Origin of the sequence: Flavobacterium frigoritolerans, from assembly GCF_025847275.1 — a bacterium.
Taxonomy (GTDB): domain Bacteria; phylum Bacteroidota; class Bacteroidia; order Flavobacteriales; family Flavobacteriaceae; genus Flavobacterium; species Flavobacterium frigoritolerans.
Genome location: NZ_JAOZEV010000004.1, coordinates 118,257 through 135,094, shown reverse-complemented (window position 1 = coordinate 135,094; position 16,838 = coordinate 118,257). Strand labels below are relative to the sequence as shown.

Annotated in this window: 16 protein-coding genes; 14 read left to right on the top strand and 2 right to left on the bottom strand. The window is 32.3% G+C overall.

Going from position 1 to position 16,838, the window contains the following annotated elements:
• Positions 1-529 precede the first annotated feature (529 nt).
• Together OIU80_RS07060 and OIU80_RS07055 are read right to left on the bottom strand one after the other, a co-directional pair.
• Complete coding sequence (locus tag OIU80_RS07060) at positions 530-1,096, bottom strand: 5-formyltetrahydrofolate cyclo-ligase (protein WP_264286335.1); 567 nt, start codon at positions 1,094-1,096, stop codon at positions 530-532.
• Positions 1,086-2,066 carry a succinylglutamate desuccinylase/aspartoacylase family protein gene (locus OIU80_RS07055; RefSeq protein WP_264286334.1) on the bottom strand — a complete coding sequence of 327 codons (981 nt, stop codon included), beginning with the start codon at positions 2,064-2,066 and terminating at the stop codon, positions 1,086-1,088. The genes OIU80_RS07060 and OIU80_RS07055 overlap by 11 nt, the downstream gene beginning before the upstream one ends.
• Positions 2,067-2,165: 99 nt before the next feature.
• On the opposite strand from OIU80_RS07055, the gene OIU80_RS07050 reads away from it, so the two are divergent.
• The 14 genes from OIU80_RS07050 (at position 2,166) to pgi (ending at position 16,709) form a co-directional block, all read left to right on the top strand.
• The gene (locus OIU80_RS07050) at positions 2,166-2,693 is read left to right on the top strand and encodes a hypothetical protein (protein ID WP_264286333.1); all 528 of its coding nucleotides are present in this window, start codon (positions 2,166-2,168) and stop codon (positions 2,691-2,693) included.
• 107 nt (positions 2,694-2,800) lie between these two features.
• Complete coding sequence (gene uvrC, locus OIU80_RS07045) at positions 2,801-4,600, top strand: excinuclease ABC subunit UvrC (protein WP_264286332.1); 1,800 nt, start codon at positions 2,801-2,803, stop codon at positions 4,598-4,600.
• A 3-nt stretch (positions 4,601-4,603) separates the two neighbouring features.
• Positions 4,604-5,104 carry an XAC2610-related protein gene (locus OIU80_RS07040; protein ID WP_264286331.1) on the top strand — a complete coding sequence of 167 codons (501 nt, stop codon included), beginning with the start codon at positions 4,604-4,606 and terminating at the stop codon, positions 5,102-5,104.
• A gap of 73 nt (positions 5,105-5,177) precedes the next feature.
• The gene (locus OIU80_RS07035) at positions 5,178-7,553 is read left to right on the top strand and encodes a patatin-like phospholipase family protein (RefSeq protein ID WP_264286330.1); all 2,376 of its coding nucleotides are present in this window, start codon (positions 5,178-5,180) and stop codon (positions 7,551-7,553) included.
• Between the two features lie 253 nt (positions 7,554-7,806).
• Entirely contained in the window at positions 7,807-8,964 is a 1,158-nt protein-coding gene (locus OIU80_RS07030) for a homogentisate 1,2-dioxygenase (protein WP_264286329.1), read from the top strand.
• 91 nt (positions 8,965-9,055) lie between these two features.
• Positions 9,056-9,286 carry a four helix bundle protein gene (locus OIU80_RS20880; RefSeq protein WP_319004961.1) on the top strand — a complete coding sequence of 77 codons (231 nt, stop codon included), beginning with the start codon at positions 9,056-9,058 and terminating at the stop codon, positions 9,284-9,286.
• The gene (locus OIU80_RS20875; protein ID WP_319004962.1) at positions 9,267-9,428 is read left to right on the top strand and encodes a four helix bundle protein; all 162 of its coding nucleotides are present in this window, start codon (positions 9,267-9,269) and stop codon (positions 9,426-9,428) included. Before OIU80_RS20880 ends, OIU80_RS20875 begins: the two co-directional genes overlap by 20 nt.
• 82 nt (positions 9,429-9,510) lie before the next feature.
• Positions 9,511-10,668, top strand: coding sequence for a 4-hydroxyphenylpyruvate dioxygenase (hppD, locus tag OIU80_RS07020; protein ID WP_264286328.1), 1,158 nt, complete (start codon positions 9,511-9,513; stop codon positions 10,666-10,668).
• A 293-nt stretch (positions 10,669-10,961) separates the two neighbouring features.
• Entirely contained in the window at positions 10,962-11,729 is a 768-nt protein-coding gene (locus tag OIU80_RS07015) for a DUF3108 domain-containing protein (RefSeq protein ID WP_264286327.1), read from the top strand.
• Positions 11,729-12,670, top strand: a complete 942-nt coding sequence (locus tag OIU80_RS07010; protein WP_264286326.1) for a tryptophan 2,3-dioxygenase family protein — start codon at positions 11,729-11,731, stop codon at positions 12,668-12,670. Before OIU80_RS07015 ends, OIU80_RS07010 begins: the two co-directional genes overlap by 1 nt.
• Before the next feature lie 19 nt (positions 12,671-12,689).
• On the top strand, positions 12,690-13,910 hold the full coding sequence (locus OIU80_RS07005; protein WP_264286325.1) for a M23 family metallopeptidase: 1,221 nt from the start codon (positions 12,690-12,692) through the stop codon (positions 13,908-13,910).
• A 36-nt stretch (positions 13,911-13,946) separates the two neighbouring features.
• Positions 13,947-14,567: a hypothetical protein gene (locus tag OIU80_RS07000; RefSeq protein ID WP_264286324.1), complete on the top strand. Its 621-nt coding sequence runs from the start codon at positions 13,947-13,949 to the stop codon at positions 14,565-14,567.
• A 47-nt stretch (positions 14,568-14,614) separates the two neighbouring features.
• Positions 14,615-14,947, top strand: coding sequence for a hypothetical protein (locus OIU80_RS06995; RefSeq protein ID WP_264286323.1), 333 nt, complete (start codon positions 14,615-14,617; stop codon positions 14,945-14,947).
• A gap of 118 nt (positions 14,948-15,065) precedes the next feature.
• Positions 15,066-16,709, top strand: coding sequence for a glucose-6-phosphate isomerase (gene pgi, locus OIU80_RS06990; RefSeq protein ID WP_264286322.1), 1,644 nt, complete (start codon positions 15,066-15,068; stop codon positions 16,707-16,709).
• Positions 16,710-16,838: the final 129 nt, after the last annotated feature.

Genomic DNA, 16,838 nt, shown 5'->3' with positions numbered 1-16,838 from the left:
ATAAGAAAATATAAGATTTTCAAAAATAAGACTCTTCATGAGTCTTATTTTTTTGCTTATAATTTTAAACTTTGCGAACCTTAATTCAGCATAAACTAAATCTAATTTCTTTGTGAATCTTTGCGGTAAAACTCCAAACTGAGAAACTTGCGAACCTTAATTCACCACAAACCAAATCTAATTTCTTTGCGAATTTAGCGGTAAAAAGCCCAAACCAAGAAACTTTGCGAACCTTAATTCAGCATAAACTAAATCTAATTTCTTTGCGAACTTTGCGGTAAAACTCCAAACCGAGAAACTTTGCGAACCTTAATTCACCACAAACCAAATCTAATTTCTTTGCGAATCTTCGCGGTAAAAAGCCCAAACCAAGAAACTTAGCGAACCTTAATTCACCACAAACCAAATCTAATTTCTTTGCGAACTTTGCGGTAAAAAGCCAAACTGAGAAACTTTGCGAACCTTAATTCAGCATAAACTAAATCTAATTTCTTTGCGAATCTTTGCGGTAAAACTCCAAACTGAGAGATTAGAACTTATAAACCTTTTCAGGCGTAATGCAATAATCCAATTTTATATCCCCTTCAAAAACATCAGTGATTTCGGTTTCAGCCTCAAAGAAAGACAACCCTATTTTAATTGTTTCTGGTTTACATTCAGATAAAAACTTATCGTAGAATCCTTTCCCATATCCTACTCTATTCCCAAAAGTGTCAAAGGCCAAAAGAGGAACAAAAACAACATCAATCTTACTTGATGGAACTTCCAGACCATCTACAGGTTCAGGAATATTATATTCGTTTTTTTTAATTCTGGTATTATCTGTAAGTAAAAAATGAGTCATTTCTCTAGTTTCAAAATCACTTTTAGAAATCACAATTTCTTTATCCTTTCCAGCAAGCAAATGCAAGATAAATTCAGTATTTACTTCTTTATGTTCTACAATCGGTAGAAAAACATGAAAATACGTTTTCTCCCAAATTGGTAATAAAAGCACTTTATTGGCAATAACCAAACTCAATTCATCAATATCAGTTTCTGTAAGCTGTTTTCTTAACCCTTTTTTTTGTAAACGCAATTCTTTCTTAGTTGTCATCTTCCTCTAAATTGTTTTTGGACATATGATAAATAGCATCACCTTCGTACACAATTGGCGAATGGTTTGCATTTATAATATAACCATCATGCGGTGCTTTTACCTTTCTTTCAAACTTACCAAATGGATCGGTAATAATTGCTAAAATAGCACCTTTTTTAACAAACTTGCCAATTGAATCATAGTCATGTAGCAATCCCGAGCATTTAGCCCGCAACCATACTGATTTTTCAATGTAAATAGAAGGTTTCTCTGGAGCTTCGACAACATGAGTTGCATCTAACATTCTCAAATGAGCCAATAAACGCTTAACGCCATCAATACCAATATTAGCAATCTCATGATTAATATCTAATGACTTTCCGCCTTCAAAAAGCAACATTTTTACCTTTAATTTTTCACTAATACTTCTAAACGAACCCGAAATATTTTTAGAATACAACGTAAAAGGTGCGCTAAAAACATCGGCGAGAGTTTTTAAATCAGGATTGTTTTCAGAAAGTCTAATTTGTGGCGCATTAAAACGGCTTGCACCACCAGCATGAAAATCGACAGCATAATCAACAATTGGCAAAACATCAGTAACTATGTGATATGCAAAGCGGCTTGCCAAAGATCCTTTTTTACTTCCTGGAAAAACTCGATTTAAATCGCGCCCATCAGGAAATTCTCGTGCTTTATTTACAAAACCGTACATGTTTATAACCGGAATACAAATGATAGTTCCTTTTTGCGGACGATTAATTCTCTTGCTAATTATCTGACGGACAATTTCTACGCCATTAATTTCATCACCATGAATTCCTGCCGAAAAAAGTACCACAGGACCTTCAATTTTCGAACGTCTTACAATAACAGGAATATTTAATTTGGTTGTAGTGTGCAGTCGGGCAATTTCGACATTAATGGTTTTACTTTCACCTGGTAAAATGGATTCCCCAAAAATCACCAATGGTTTACTATTTCTCATATTCAATAATAAAAGCTAAATATAGAAATTATATTTTAATTTTATATCTTTGACTTTAACACTTATATTCTTAACCAACTAACCACACCAAAATTTAAAATGAAAAAAATAGCAGTTTTATTTGGCGCATTAATCCTACTGGTTTCCTGCATGAGTAAAGAAGAAAAAATGAAAGAAGCTGAAGCTGACGGAAACGAAGCAATAGCTGTAAAATCAAAATTAATAGAAGGCGCAGGAAAAGCACTCCAGGAACAGGGAAAAGAAGCTGCCAAAAGTGCCTCTAAAGGGATTGGAGATGTGATAAAAGGAATAAATTCAGGAGTGAGCGAAAGCATCAACACTTCTAAAGTAATTTCTGAATCAACTTTTAAAGCAAACTTTGAAGAATGCAAAGCCGAAAAAATATACGGAGCAGATACCGATAAGCAGAAAAAAGTAACTATTTATTTAATTGCTAAAAATGATTTTAAAGGAAAACTAGTTTTAAAAGCTTTTGATGCCGATAAAAAAGAAATAGGAAGAAGCAGTTTAGAGGTTTCTATTAAAAAAGATGATGCAAAATATGTAGACTTCTCATTTGATGAAAGAACGCATTTACTACAAACCGAATACTTTACAATTAAATAAAAATTCCAATAAAAAAAAGAGCCCTTTTTTAATAAAAAACGGGCTCTTTTTTTGGAAGAAACTCAAAAGAATTATAAAATTTAAACTCAAAAGTTTAAATTTGTTGTATGTACACTCCTCTCGATCTCCAAATTCAGACTTTACCAGATAATCCTGGCGTATATCAATATTATGATAAAGATGGAAAAATATTATATGTAGGCAAAGCCAAAAATTTAAAGAAAAGAGTTTCATCTTACTTTAATAAAATTCATGACACTGCTAAGACCAATGTTTTGGTAAAGAAAATTGTAACTATAAAACACATCGTTGTTCCTACCGAAACCGATGCGCTTTTATTAGAAAACAATCTTATAAAAACCTTACAGCCACGCTACAATGTATTGTTGCGCGATGATAAAAGCTATCCTTGGATTTGTATAAAAAAAGAACCTTTTTCTCGTATATTTTCTACACGCAGAATGGTCAAAGATGGTTCAGAATATTTCGGTCCTTATACCAGTTTTAAGACCGTTCATACAATTCTGGATCTTATTAAAGAGCTTTATCCGCTTAGAACCTGCAATTACGACTTGAGTCAATCTAATATCAATAGCGGAAAATTCAAAGTATGTTTAGAGTTTCATATTGGAAATTGTAAAGGTCCATGTGAAGGATTAGAAACATTAGAGGATTACCAAAAACAAGTCGATGCAATTCGCGAAATCCTAAAAGGAAACTTCAAAGAAAGCATGAAGGATTTTAAACGTCTCATGGTCCAATTGGCACAAGATTTACGTTTTGAAGAAGCTCAAAAAATAAAAGAAAAAATAGAAGTTCTCGAAAATTATCAATCACGATCAACTATTATAAATCCGAAAATCACCAACATTGATGTATTTTCAATAATATCAGATGAAAGTGCCGCATATGTCAATTTTCTTCAAATTTCACATGGCTCGATTATTCGTTCACATACTTTAGAGATTAAGAAAAAACTAGACGAAACCGATGCCGAATTACTCGAACTGGCTATAATTGAACTTCGTGAACGATTTCAATTACTTTCCAAAGAAATAATAGTGCCTTTTGAAGTCGATTTGGGCGAAAACATTAAAGTTACTGTTCCACAACTTGGCGATAAAAAACAAATACTAGATTTATCCATTAGGAATGCTAAATTTTATCGAATCGAGCAACTCAAGCAATTACAAATTGTAGATCCAGACCGTCATACCAAACGTATTATGGCACAAATGCAAAAAGATTTACGTCTGCCTGTTGAACCGCGCCATATAGAATGTTTTGATAACTCCAACATACAAGGAACAAATCCTGTCGCTGCCTGTGTAGTTTTTAAAGATGGGAAACCAAGCAAAAAAGATTACCGCCACTTTAATGTAAAAACTGTCGAAGGTCCAGATGATTTTGCATCTATGACAGAGATAGTTTATCGTCGTTATAAAAGATTATTAGATGAAAACGAACCATTACCGCAATTAATAATTATTGACGGAGGAAAAGGACAGTTATCAGCGGCTTTAAAAAGTATAGATGAACTCGGATTGCGTGGTAAAATTACAATAATAGGTATTGCAAAACGTCTTGAAGAACTCTTTTACCCTGGAGATTCAATTCCGTTATATCTAGACAAAAGATCCGAGACATTAAAAATAATACAACAGTTGCGAAATGAAGCACACCGATTCGGAATCACATTTCACCGTGACAAACGTAGCAAAGCAGCATTAAATTCGTCTATAGAAAGTATTCCCGGAATAGGCGAAAAAACCATGCTAACACTAATACAACATTTTAAAAGTGTCAAACGATTAAAATTGGCATCCGAAAAAGAGATATCAGATGTTGTAGGCCCATCCAAAGCAAAAAAAATAACAACATTTTACAATAGCAATAACCCCGAATAACCTATGAGAATAGTACTTTTAAACATCCTCCTATTATTTTCATACCAAAGTTATAGCCAAAAAAATATTGAAATTAATCAAAAAGACGGTACACAAATAAAAATAAAGGCCGTTAATGATTTCGAGAAATTAGAAATCACCACCTCTAAGAATAATAAAATCCAAGTTATAGACAGCATCGAAACATCTATCTCAGGCAGAGAAATGCACTTTGCAATTGAAGATTACAATTTTGATGGTTACCAAGATTTTGCTACTTACCATTTAGACGACGGAATGGGAGTTTATACAATATTTCAACTCTTTATCTACGACCCTACAAACAGTCAATTTAAACAATTGAAAATGCCTCGAAACTTCGGTTCAGAATGCGACGAGTTTTGCGATATACAAATAAACAAGAAGAAGAAAACAATCCAATCTAGTTGTCGAGGAGGTGCACGATGGCATACTGATGTTTGGAAATTCGACAAAAACAAAAACCTAATATTATTAAAGAAATAATGTTATTAAAATAAATTTGACATATAAAGTCCAATAATATTTCCGACTTTTACAAAACAAACCAGCTATTTCTATGAGCCTCATCCAGCTGTCCATTACAAATACTCGATTAAAAAGCTTTTTTTCTATTGTAAAAAAAGGAGCTTCTTGGGTCGCTCTTTTTCTACAAGAAAAAATAGCTTTTATACACTCGCAGTTTTTCATTTCCATCTGGGGCATAAAACCATTCGTTATTTTAATAGCATTAAGTTTCACTCAGAACACATTTGCACAAGACACCATAAAAAAAATAAATAACGATGAATCCTATAGACCAAAAATAGGATTGGTATTAAGCGGCGGAGGTGCCAAAGGATTTGCACACATCGGGGTATTAAAAGTTCTGGAAGAAGCTGGAGTAAAAATTGATTATATAGGTGGTACGAGTATGGGATCTATAATTGGTGGTCTTTACGCATCAGGATACAATGCCTCTCAGATTGATTCAATTTTTAAAAGAACAAACTTCGATGATTTAATAAATGATTATATCCCGAGATCATCCAAAAATTTTTATGAAAAAAATAATGATGAATTATACGCAGTAATTTTACCATTTAGTAATTTTAAAATTGGTATTCCCGAGGCCCTTTCTAAAGGGATGTACAACTATAATTTGTTAAGTAGCCTTACTCGAAACGTAAGACATATTCGAGATTTCAATCAATTACCGACTCCTTTTTTGTGTATTGCTACCAACATCGAAACTGGTGAAGAAGTATTGCTAAACAAAGGTAATTTGGCTCAAGCCATGATTGCAAGTGCAGCTTTCCCTTCCTTGTTTTCTCCTATAGAAATAGATGGAAAACTTCTGGTAGATGGTGGAGTTGTAAATAACTATCCCATAAAAGAAGTTCGGAATTTAGGTGCAGATATAATCATAGGCGTCGATGTACAAGACGATTTACTAGACCGACACAAGCTTAAAGATGCCACTCGTATATTGGTACAAATTACCAATCTTCAATCTATCGACAAGATGAAGAGAAAAGTAAAAAATACCGATATTTATATCAAACCCGATATTAAAGAATATGGCGTAATCTCATTTGACAAAGGAGAAAAAATCATTCGTAGAGGAGAAGACGCTACTTTTGCCGTTTATGAAAAGATCAAAGCATTGGTCGAAAAACAAGGCTATTATAAAAAGCCCGAATTAAAAGTAGCATCAGATACATTACAAATCGAAAATATAAATTGTAACCACTTAGATAATTATACAAACGAATATATTACGAGTAAACTACGTTTTAAATCTGGCTCAAAAATCACCTATCCTGATCTTATAAAAGGGATAAACAACATTAATGCTACTCAAAACTTTAGTGCAATTTCATATTCATTGGATGCAAATAATAACAATGACAACTTAAACTTAACACTAAAAGAAAACCCAACGCAAACTTATTTAAAACTTGGCTTACATTATGATGGACTTTATAAAAGTGCAATTTTAGTAAATCTTACACATAAAAAAACTCTCTTTAAAAACGACATTACTTCATTGGATATCATTTTAGGAGATAATTTTAGATATAATTTTGACTATTATATTGAAAATGGGTTCAATATAAGTTTTGGATTTAAATCAAGATTTACCCAATTTAACCGAAACATAACAAATGCGCTAAGCAATCCTCTTAGTGTTAATCCTGATCCTAATTTAGTTAACGTTGATTTTATTGACATTAACAATCAAGCATATTTTCAAACTATTTTTGTTCAAAAGTTCCTAATTGGTGGTGGAATCGAATATAAATATTTAAAAATAAACCCTAAGACATTATCATCCAATATAGACAACTCAGATATAGATAAAAGCAGTTATTTTAGTTTATTCGGGTATATGAATTACGACACTTTCGACAATAAAGATTTTCCTAGATCTGGATGGGGTTTTTCAGGTAATATTCAATCCTATTTATTTTCTTCAAATTATACAAAAGCATTTGAACCTTTCTCTACCGCAAAAGCCGAAATTGGTTTCGCAGAAACCGTATTCAATAAAGCTACTGTCCTTTTTAAAGCCAATGCAGGACTAACTTTTGGGCAGACAAGCGTACCATTTTTTAATTATGTCTTAGGAGGTTATGGCTACCATAAAATAGATAATTTCAATTATTTCTACGGATATGACTTTCTAAGTGCTGCAGGAAATAGCTTTATAAAAGCCGAAGCAACTTTTGATTACGAAATATTCAAAAAAAATCACGTTAATTTTGCTGCCAACTTCGCAAACCTTGGAAACAACATTTTCGAGGGTGTCGAATGGGTATCGGTACCAAAATATACAGGTTATGCGATAGGTTATGGTTTAGAAACAATGTTAGGCCCTATAGAAGTAAAATATTCTTGGTCGCCCGAAAACTCAAAAGGCTACACTTGGTTTAAAATAGGATTTGTATTTTAATTTAAATTTTTGAAGATTTTTTATGTTATAAATAATATAATATGTAATTTTAATTAAAAAAAAATACGACATTTGTTATAATGAAAACAAAATGGACAGGTTTATTAGATTATCTTCAATTCCTCATTAAGAGAAATCCTGAGTAATGGTTTCGAATTGGGGTAATTGGTCAATTAGAAAATAAACTAATTATCTGTTCATACAATTCACATTTTCTAATTATCTAATTTACAAGTTATCTAATTGAAAAGCCATGCCATTATATCATAAATTAGGAAGTTTTCCTCAAAAAAGACACACCCAGTTCGAAAAACCAAAAGGCGGACTTTATTATGAACAGTTATTTGGAACCGAAGGCTTCCACGGACACTCATCATTATCTTATCATGTTCACAGACCAACTCAAGTTAAAGAAATTTTAAATTCTTACTCTGTTGAACCAAAAATTGCAATCGGGAAAAACATAAAATCATTACTTTTTAAAGGTTTTGAATTAAAACCAGAAAATGACTTTCTAGATAGCCGAAAAGCAATGTTAGTCAATAAAGATTGTATTATAGGATTAGCAGCCCCAAAAGAATCACTAACAAAGTATTTCTATAAAAATGCCGATGCCGATGAAATGCTTTTCATCCACAAAGGAAAAGGAAAACTAAGAACCATGTTAGGAAATATCCCTTTTGAATATGGCGATTACTTAATTATTCCTAGAGGTATTATTTACCAAATAGAATTCGAAACGGAAGATAATCGTCTTTTTTATGTAGAATCCTATTCCCCATTTTACACACCTAAACGTTACAAAAATCAATCAGGTCAACACTTAGAACATTCTCCATTTTGCGAGCGTGATTTTATATTGCCAAATGAATTGGAAACACACGACGAAAAAGGTGATTTTTTAATTAAAATCAAAAAAGAAGGCATGATACATGAAGTTGTTTATGCCACACACCCTTTTGATGTTGTGGGCTGGGACGGTTACAATTTCCCATACGGCTTCTCAATTCATAATTTTGAGCCTATAACTGGGCGCGTACATCAACCACCACCAGTACATCAAACTTTTGAGACAGCAACTTTTGTTGTTTGCTCCTTCTGTCCAAGGCTTTACGATTATCATCCAAAAGCAATTCCAGCTCCATATAATCATAGTAATATCGATTCTGATGAAGTGTTATATTATGTAGATGGTGATTTTATGAGCCGCAACAACATTGAACAAGGTCATATCACTTTACACCCTAAAGGAATCCCTCATGGTCCTGCACCAGGAGCAATGGAACGTAGTATTGGTCATAAAGAAACGCATGAATTAGCCGTAATGGTTGATACTTTCAGGCCTCTTATGGTTACAGAAGAAGCTATGGGACTTGATGATGGACAGTATTACAAATCCTGGACGGAGTAATTAATGTGGCAATTAGAAAATTTGACAATTTAATTTGTAATTTTAAACCTACAATATTATTAGCATATTCTCTAATTATCAAATTAAAAAAATGTCTTTCAACGAAAAACACAAAGACAATGCACTTTTAATAAAAACATTCAATTTTGCACTAAAAATAATTGACTATACAAATCAATTACAAGAACAAAAGAGGTTTGTTATTGCGAATCAATTATTAAAAAGCGGAACATCTATTGGAGCAAATTCGAAAGAATCTCAAAATGCAGAAAGTAAAGCAGATTTTATTCATAAATTAAAAAATTGCAATCAAAGAAGCTGACGAAACTAAATATTGGCTATTCTTATGTGAAGCTCATAAAGATTATCCAAACTGTATTAATTTATTAAATGACTTGTCTGAAATTTTAAAAATTTTAAACAAAATAATATCAACATCAAAAATTAGAAAATTAGAGAATTAAAGAATGTGTCAATTAGAAAATTATTTTTAATTATATCCATTTTAAGAATTATCTCATTATCTCATTTACAAATTATCTCAATATGAAAAACGTAAAATCAGTAGAATACGGATTAGAAAAAATATTTGAAGGAGCACAAGACTTCCTTCCATTATTAGGAACAGATTATGTAGAATTCTACGTAGGAAATGCAAAACAATCAGCACACTATTACAAAACAGCTTTTGGTTATCAATCATTAGCCTATGCAGGCTTAGAAACAGGAGTAAGAGACAAAGCATCATATGTATTAAAACAAGACAAAATCAGAATTGTTTTAACCACTCCATTAACACAAGACTCTCCTATTCATGAACATCTTAAAAAACATGGTGATGGTGTAAAAGTTGCTGCTCTTTGGGTTGAAGATGCAAGAAGCGCTTATGAAGAAACCATGAAACGTGGTGCTCGTTCATTTATGGAACCAACTGTCGAAAAAGATGAATTTGGAGAAGTAGTTCGTTCAGGAATTTACACTTACGGAGAGACTGTCCATATTTTTGTAGAAAGAAAAAACTACAATGGTATATTCTTACCAGGTTACAAAGAATGGAAATCCGACTATAATCCAGAACCAACAGGATTAAAATACATTGACCATATGGTAGGAAATGTAGGTTGGAACGAAATGAATACTTGGGTAAAATTCTACGAAGACGTTATGGGATTCGTGAATTTCTTATCATTTGATGACAAACAAATTACTACAGAATATTCTGCTTTGATGAGTAAAGTAATGTCTAACGGAAATGGAAGAATTAAATTCCCAATCAATGAACCAGCCGAAGGAAAGAAAAAATCTCAAATAGAAGAATATTTAGATTTCTATGGAGGACCAGGAATTCAACATATTGCCATTGCGACCGATGATATCATAAAAACGGTATCACAATTAAAAGCACGTGGTGTTGAATTTTTATCTGCTCCACCGCACACATATTACCAAGCAATTCCTGAAAGATTAGGTGTTCATATGGATATGATGAAAGAAGATATCAATGAAATTGAAAAACTAGCCATTATGGTCGATGCCGACGAAGATGGATACTTATTACAAATATTTACAAAGCCAGTTCAAGACCGTCCTACCCTATTTTTTGAAATAATTCAGAGAATGGGTGCTAAAGGATTCGGTGCAGGGAACTTCAAAGCCCTTTTTGAGTCAATTGAAAGAGAGCAAGAATTGCGAGGAACTCTATAAAAAGGCTTTTTTTATGCATTATACGAAAAAATTCTCTTTAAACTGATGCTTTTTTTACAAATGTTATGTTAAACTGACTTTTTTGCTGTTATTTTTAAGGAGTTTATATCTATCTTTGCACTCGCAAAACAGGAGGGGGTGGTTTCCTTCCTAAATTGATATAAATTTCATAATTTATAGTTTTTTGGTTAGTTAATAGCATAAAAACTCAGTCATTCCTTGACTGAGTTTTTTTGTTTTAATACATTTGGAATAGAATTTGCATTTATTTTTATAAATTGTCAAAGAAACTTATGAAAAAACTAATCCTCTCCATATTCGTAATCCTCACACTTAGCTTCGATACTCAAAAAGAAGACGCATTCGATGTGGGTGAATGGTTCAAATTTAGAATACATTATGGCATTATAAATGCGGGATATGCAACTCTCGAAGTAAAAGAAGCCACAGTGAACAACAAAAAAGTATTCCACGCAGTAGGCAAGGGATACACTACTGGCATGTCTAGATTTTTCTTCAAAGTAGATGATTTATACGAAAGCTACTTTGACAAAGAAACTGGGAACCCATATCAATTTGTACGAAAAATAAACGAAGGTGGCTATACCAAAAATCAAGAAGGCTTTTTTGGTCAAGATGGGCGAGTTTTAGTAAAAGACTACAAACACAAAACAGAAAAAACAGTCTCCGTTAGTAAAAACGTACAAGACATCATATCCTCTTTTTATTATTTGAGGAATCATCCTAATATAGACAAACTAAAATCAGGTGACTCAATAACTATTGACATGTTTTTTGACAACGAAACAACAAAATTTAAGTTAAAATTCGTAGGTCGTGAGGATATTACAACTAAATTTGGAACCGTTCCAACAATGATTTTTAAACCATTAGTACAATCGGGGCGAGTTTTTAAAGAAAAAGAAAGCGTAACACTATGGATATCAGATGACAACAACAAATTACCTGTTCGAATAAAAGCAGAACTTGCTGTTGGCTCATTAAAAGCCGATTTGGATGCATTCAAAGGATTAAAAAATCCACTTAAAGTAAAAAAATAATGAATATCACTGATAATTCAGAATCGATTTTAAAAGAAATCGATAAAAAATACCATGCTATTAACCAAAAAACAGATGTACAATTAGAAGGTCTGCTTTGGTCAAAACCTATTACATATTGGGACTACATTCAAACTGACGCCCTTTTAAACCTACAAATACAAAGAACAACACTCCCTGACGAAATGGTATTTATCATGTATCATCAGGTAAATGAATTAATTTTCAAAATGATTCTTTGGGAGATTGAACAAATTTCGGAAGTAGAAAACATTCAAACCGATTTTTTCAGCGAACGCCTTTCTAGAATTACACGATATTTTGACATGCTAACCAACTCATTTAGCATTATGGAAAATGGCATGGAAGTCGAGCAGTATATGAAATTTAGAAATACTTTAACTCCTGCAAGTGGTTTTCAGAGTGCACAATATCGATTAGTCGAATTCTCTTCGACAGATGTAATCAATTTAACAGACCGCAGATACAAAGACCGCTTTGACGCCAATACTGATCTAGAAACTAGCTTTGAGCATCTATACTGGCAAGCTGCAGGAAAAGATTATCAAACTGGTCAGAAATCTTATTTACTTCAAGAATTTGAGAAAAAATACAAATCTCAATTTCTAACACAAATGAAAGAATACAAGACCAAAAATATTTGGCAAAAATTCAAACAACTACCTGAAGAAGACCAAAAAAACCCAGCATTAATTCAAGCAATGCGCCATTATGACCATACCGTAAATATTACATGGGTAATGCAACATTTAAACACTGCTAGAAAATACATTCTTGAAAGCGGAAAAGGAAATGGAGAAGCAACCGGCGGAAGCGATTGGCAAAAATACATGCATCCTAAATACCAACGCAGGATATTTTTCCCTGAATTATGGAACCCAGAGGAGTTAGCTAACTGGGGAAATGAAAAAGAAGTTTAATTAATAAAAAAGGAAGAGTTTGAAACAAGTATCAGCAATTATAATACTATTATTTTTAATAATATCATGTAATAAAACAACGGATAAAATTGAAACTAAAATTACCAAACCAAAACCACCAAAAATTGAATTTGGATTTAATTATGCTGACTACAATGTAGTTAACGACACTATAGAAAAAGGTCAAACCTTTGGAACTATACTACAAGGACAAAACATTGGCAACAAACAAGTCTATACTATTGTAGAACAAATTAAAGACTCGTTTAACGTTAGAAACATTCGATACCACAAACCATACACACTACTTAGATCAAAGAATAAAACAAACGATCTACAAGTTTTTATATACCAACCCGATGCACTAACTTATTATGTAATTGATTTACGAGATAGCATTGCAAAAGCATACAGAAAAATAAAACCCGTTACTCTTAAACGAAAAATAATAGGCGGGGTATTAAAAAGCTCTTTATCAGAAACTTTAGGAAACGAAAGTGTCGAAGCTGCACTTGCAAGCCGAATTACTAAAATATTTGCTTGGTCTATTGACTTCTTTAAATTAAAAAAAGGAGACCGCTATGCCTTAATTTTTAAAGAACGCTTCATTAATGATTCTATTTATGATGGTGTAGAAGAACTAGAAGCCGCTTTCTTTGAATACAAAGGAAAAATCGTTTACGCCTTCCCCTTTGAACAAGACACTACATCTGGAAAAATAGAATATTACGATGATCAAGGAAAAACACTTAAAAACCTCTTCCTAAAAACACCAATAAAATTCAGCCGAATCACATCTAGATTTACTAGCAATAGGTTTCATCCTGTACAACATACTTGGAAAGCACACAAAGGAACCGATTATGCAGCTCCTACAGGAACTCCAATATCTACAACGGCTGCCGGAATTGTAGAAACTACAGGTTATACTGCTGGGAATGGAAATTTTGTTAAAGTAAAACACAACGGCACTTACTCTACCCAATATCTACATATGTCCCGAATATTGGTAAAACGTGGGCAGCGTGTTACACAAGGCCAGACTATTGGACTAGTAGGAAGTACTGGTTTAGCAACTGGACCTCATGTTTGTTATCGCTTCTGGAAAAACGGCGTACAAGTAGATGCTTTAAAACTAAACCTACCGACAGGAGAATCGTTGACTGGCAGAAATAGAGAACGTTTCCTGAACCAAATAGAACCTCTAAAGAGAGAACTAGATAGCATTGGGAATTTATAGTTTTTATTAAAGTCCATCATTTAAAAATAGGAAACAATGAAAAATTCTCGTCTTAAATCTATTTACAATGAAACTTTTTCAGGTTTAAAACTATTTTACAGAGACACTGAGTTGCCCGACTACTTAATTTCAAACTATAAAGTTGGTCAAATAATTCAGGAAAAAGGGTTTACGGATATGAGTTCTTTAGGCGGAGGGATTTCAGGAAATTTCAGATATCTAATAGCAAGCGCTCACGCAAAAGACTTATCAATATTCAATCCCGATTCTGCAAAAATCGGGCACTTTCTATTAGATTCTATTTCTTATTTTAAAGTATTAGACATTCAGACAACCGAAGACAAAACTCAAATTTTCCTTTTAAATATTCCTGACAATTCACTAACACTCTTTAAAAATTCATCTTCAAATCTGGAAGAAGAAATCACCGAAAAAGCACGAGATAAGTTCATTAACAAAAAAAACAGCCTGTTAATTCCAGAACTACAAACTAAAAACTGGAAAGAAAGAACAAAATCTCCAATCGGAATGAATGATAATGGTGAAATGTTTTTTGATGATTCTAAAATTAAAATGGAATCACCAAAAAGAATAGAAATCAATATGGACAAGAAAACAATTGAAGTTAACAAGAAGCCTTGGTGGAAAATTTGGTAAAAGCTTTTACTTAAAAAACAACATTTTACGAAACCATAAATTAATTAATGAAACAAATTTTGTTAGTACTTTCGTCTATAGTAATATTAGGCTGTTCTAATCCACATACTTTTATTTTAAATGACATAGAGGTAAATAAGTATTTTATTTCAGGATCAATCAACCATGCATTTAAAGAAAATAAAATTGATAAATCTCCTTTAATTGTAATAAATGGAGTCCCTTTCGAATACAACAAAAAACAAGATACTATATTATTACCTCTTAAAAAATCTGATATTTTAAATTTAGAATTTTTAAACAAGAATAGTAGTCGCATAATATATAATGAAAAAGAAAATGCTGGTGCTATCATAATAACGGCAAGAATTCAAGACTAACAAACATATAAATCGTTTTCGTAACTAATTGTTATATAATTGTGAAGCGCTACTCTATTAAAAACTAATTTCAGTATTTTTGTTGTTTAATAACCAAATTTTCAATTCAAACAAAAAAATGGCTTTAAACACAACAAACCCAACTGGGACTGAAGCGTGGAAAAATCTACAAAACCACTATAACGCAATTCGCGAAACTACGATACAAGAATTATTTCAACAAGATGATACTCGTGTTGAAAAATTCAACTTACAATGGAATGACTTTTTATTAGATTATTCTAAAAATAACATCAGTCAGAATACTATCTCTCTTTTATTAGAATTAGCAAATTCAATTGGATTAAAAGATGCTATCTCTCAATATTTTAGTGGAGAAATCATTAATAAAACCGAAAACAGAGCTGTTTTACATACTGCTTTACGTGCCAAAGAATCGGCAGTAATAAAAGCAGATGGACAAAATGTGATTCCTGAAGTTTACGAAGTAAAAAACAAAATCAAAAAATTTAGCCACGAAGTAATTTCTGGAGAAAGAAAAGGTTACACAGGAAAAGCTTTTACTGATATTGTAAATATTGGTATTGGTGGATCTGATTTAGGCCCTGTGATGGCTGTTGAAGCTTTACAGTTTTACAAAAACCATTTAACAACACATTTTGTTTCAAATGTAGATGGCGATCACGTTAATGAGATTATCAAAAAACTAAACCCTGAGACAACATTATTTGTAATTGTTTCTAAAACATTTACTACTCAAGAAACGCTAACCAATTCTGAAACGATAAAAGAGTGGTTCTTAAAATCGGCTAATCAGGAAGATATTGCTAAACATTTTGTTGCTGTATCAACTAATATTGAAAAAGTTACCGAATTCGGAATTAATCCTGATAACATTTTTCCAATGTGGGATTGGGTTGGAGGACGTTTTTCTCTATGGAGCGCAGTTGGCTTAAGTATTAGCTTAGCTGTTGGATTTGATAATTACGATGAATTATTAAATGGCGCTTATGAAATGGACGAACATTTCAAATCGGCTGAATTTGATCAAAATATCCCAGTTGTACTAGCCCTATTGAGTGTTTGGTACAATAATTTTTTCGGAGCCGAAAGTGAAGCTTTAATTCCTTACACACAATATTTACAAAAATTGGCTCCTTATTTGCAGCAAGCAACAATGGAAAGTAACGGAAAAAGTGTTGGTCGTGATGGAAAACCAGTGAACTACCAAACTGGAACTATCATTTGGGGAGAGCCAGGGACAAACTCGCAACATGCTTTTTTCCAATTGATACACCAAGGAACAAAAATAATTCCAACAGATTTTATTGGATACATAAAACCATTATACGGCAATGAAGACCATCATGATAAATTGATGTCAAACTTCTTTGCACAAACTGAAGCTTTATTACACGGAAAAACCGAAGCACAAGTTCAAGCCGAATTTGACAAACAAGGCATTCCAGCAGACAAAGCAGCTTTTTTATTACCTTTTAAAGTATTTACAGGTAACAAACCCACAAATACAATATTGATCCAAAAACTAACTCCAAAATCTTTAGGCTCATTAATTGCCTTGTATGAACACAAAATATTTGTTCAAGGAGTTATATGGAATATATTCAGTTTTGATCAATGGGGAGTAGAATTAGGAAAGCAATTAGCTAATTCTATACTTGATGAAATCAATACAAAAACAGTGAAGAATCACGATAGCTCTACTTCTTTTTTATTAAATCATTTCTTGAAAAATAAGTAAACACTAGAAACATTATAGCACACAATACACAAAAGCTTATTGATTCATATGTAATCAATAAGCTTTTTCTTATAATACTAACCCTCAGTATATTCTGTTCATCTAAATTTAACACCAGCTCTCAATTTC

Bases quoted from the DNA above. Each gene is read 5' to 3' on its own strand.
- OIU80_RS07060 (WP_264286335.1), bottom strand. From the start codon at position 1,096: ATGACAACTAAGAAAGAATTGCGTTTACAAAAAAAAGGGTTAAGAAAA.
- OIU80_RS07055 (WP_264286334.1), bottom strand. From the start codon at position 2,066: ATGAGAAATAGTAAACCATTGGTGATTTTTGGGGAATCCATTTTACCA.
- OIU80_RS07050 (WP_264286333.1), top strand. From the start codon at position 2,166: ATGAAAAAAATAGCAGTTTTATTTGGCGCATTAATCCTACTGGTTTCC.
- uvrC (WP_264286332.1), top strand. From the start codon at position 2,801: ATGTACACTCCTCTCGATCTCCAAATTCAGACTTTACCAGATAATCCT.
- OIU80_RS07040 (WP_264286331.1), top strand. From the start codon at position 4,604: ATGAGAATAGTACTTTTAAACATCCTCCTATTATTTTCATACCAAAGT.
- OIU80_RS07035 (WP_264286330.1), top strand. From the start codon at position 5,178: ATGAGCCTCATCCAGCTGTCCATTACAAATACTCGATTAAAAAGCTTT.
- OIU80_RS07030 (WP_264286329.1), top strand. From the start codon at position 7,807: ATGCCATTATATCATAAATTAGGAAGTTTTCCTCAAAAAAGACACACC.
- OIU80_RS20880 (WP_319004961.1), top strand. From the start codon at position 9,056: ATGTCTTTCAACGAAAAACACAAAGACAATGCACTTTTAATAAAAACA.
- hppD (WP_264286328.1), top strand. From the start codon at position 9,511: ATGAAAAACGTAAAATCAGTAGAATACGGATTAGAAAAAATATTTGAA.
- OIU80_RS07015 (WP_264286327.1), top strand. From the start codon at position 10,962: ATGAAAAAACTAATCCTCTCCATATTCGTAATCCTCACACTTAGCTTC.
- OIU80_RS07010 (WP_264286326.1), top strand. From the start codon at position 11,729: ATGAATATCACTGATAATTCAGAATCGATTTTAAAAGAAATCGATAAA.
- OIU80_RS07000 (WP_264286324.1), top strand. From the start codon at position 13,947: ATGAAAAATTCTCGTCTTAAATCTATTTACAATGAAACTTTTTCAGGT.
- OIU80_RS06995 (WP_264286323.1), top strand. From the start codon at position 14,615: ATGAAACAAATTTTGTTAGTACTTTCGTCTATAGTAATATTAGGCTGT.
- pgi (WP_264286322.1), top strand. From the start codon at position 15,066: ATGGCTTTAAACACAACAAACCCAACTGGGACTGAAGCGTGGAAAAAT.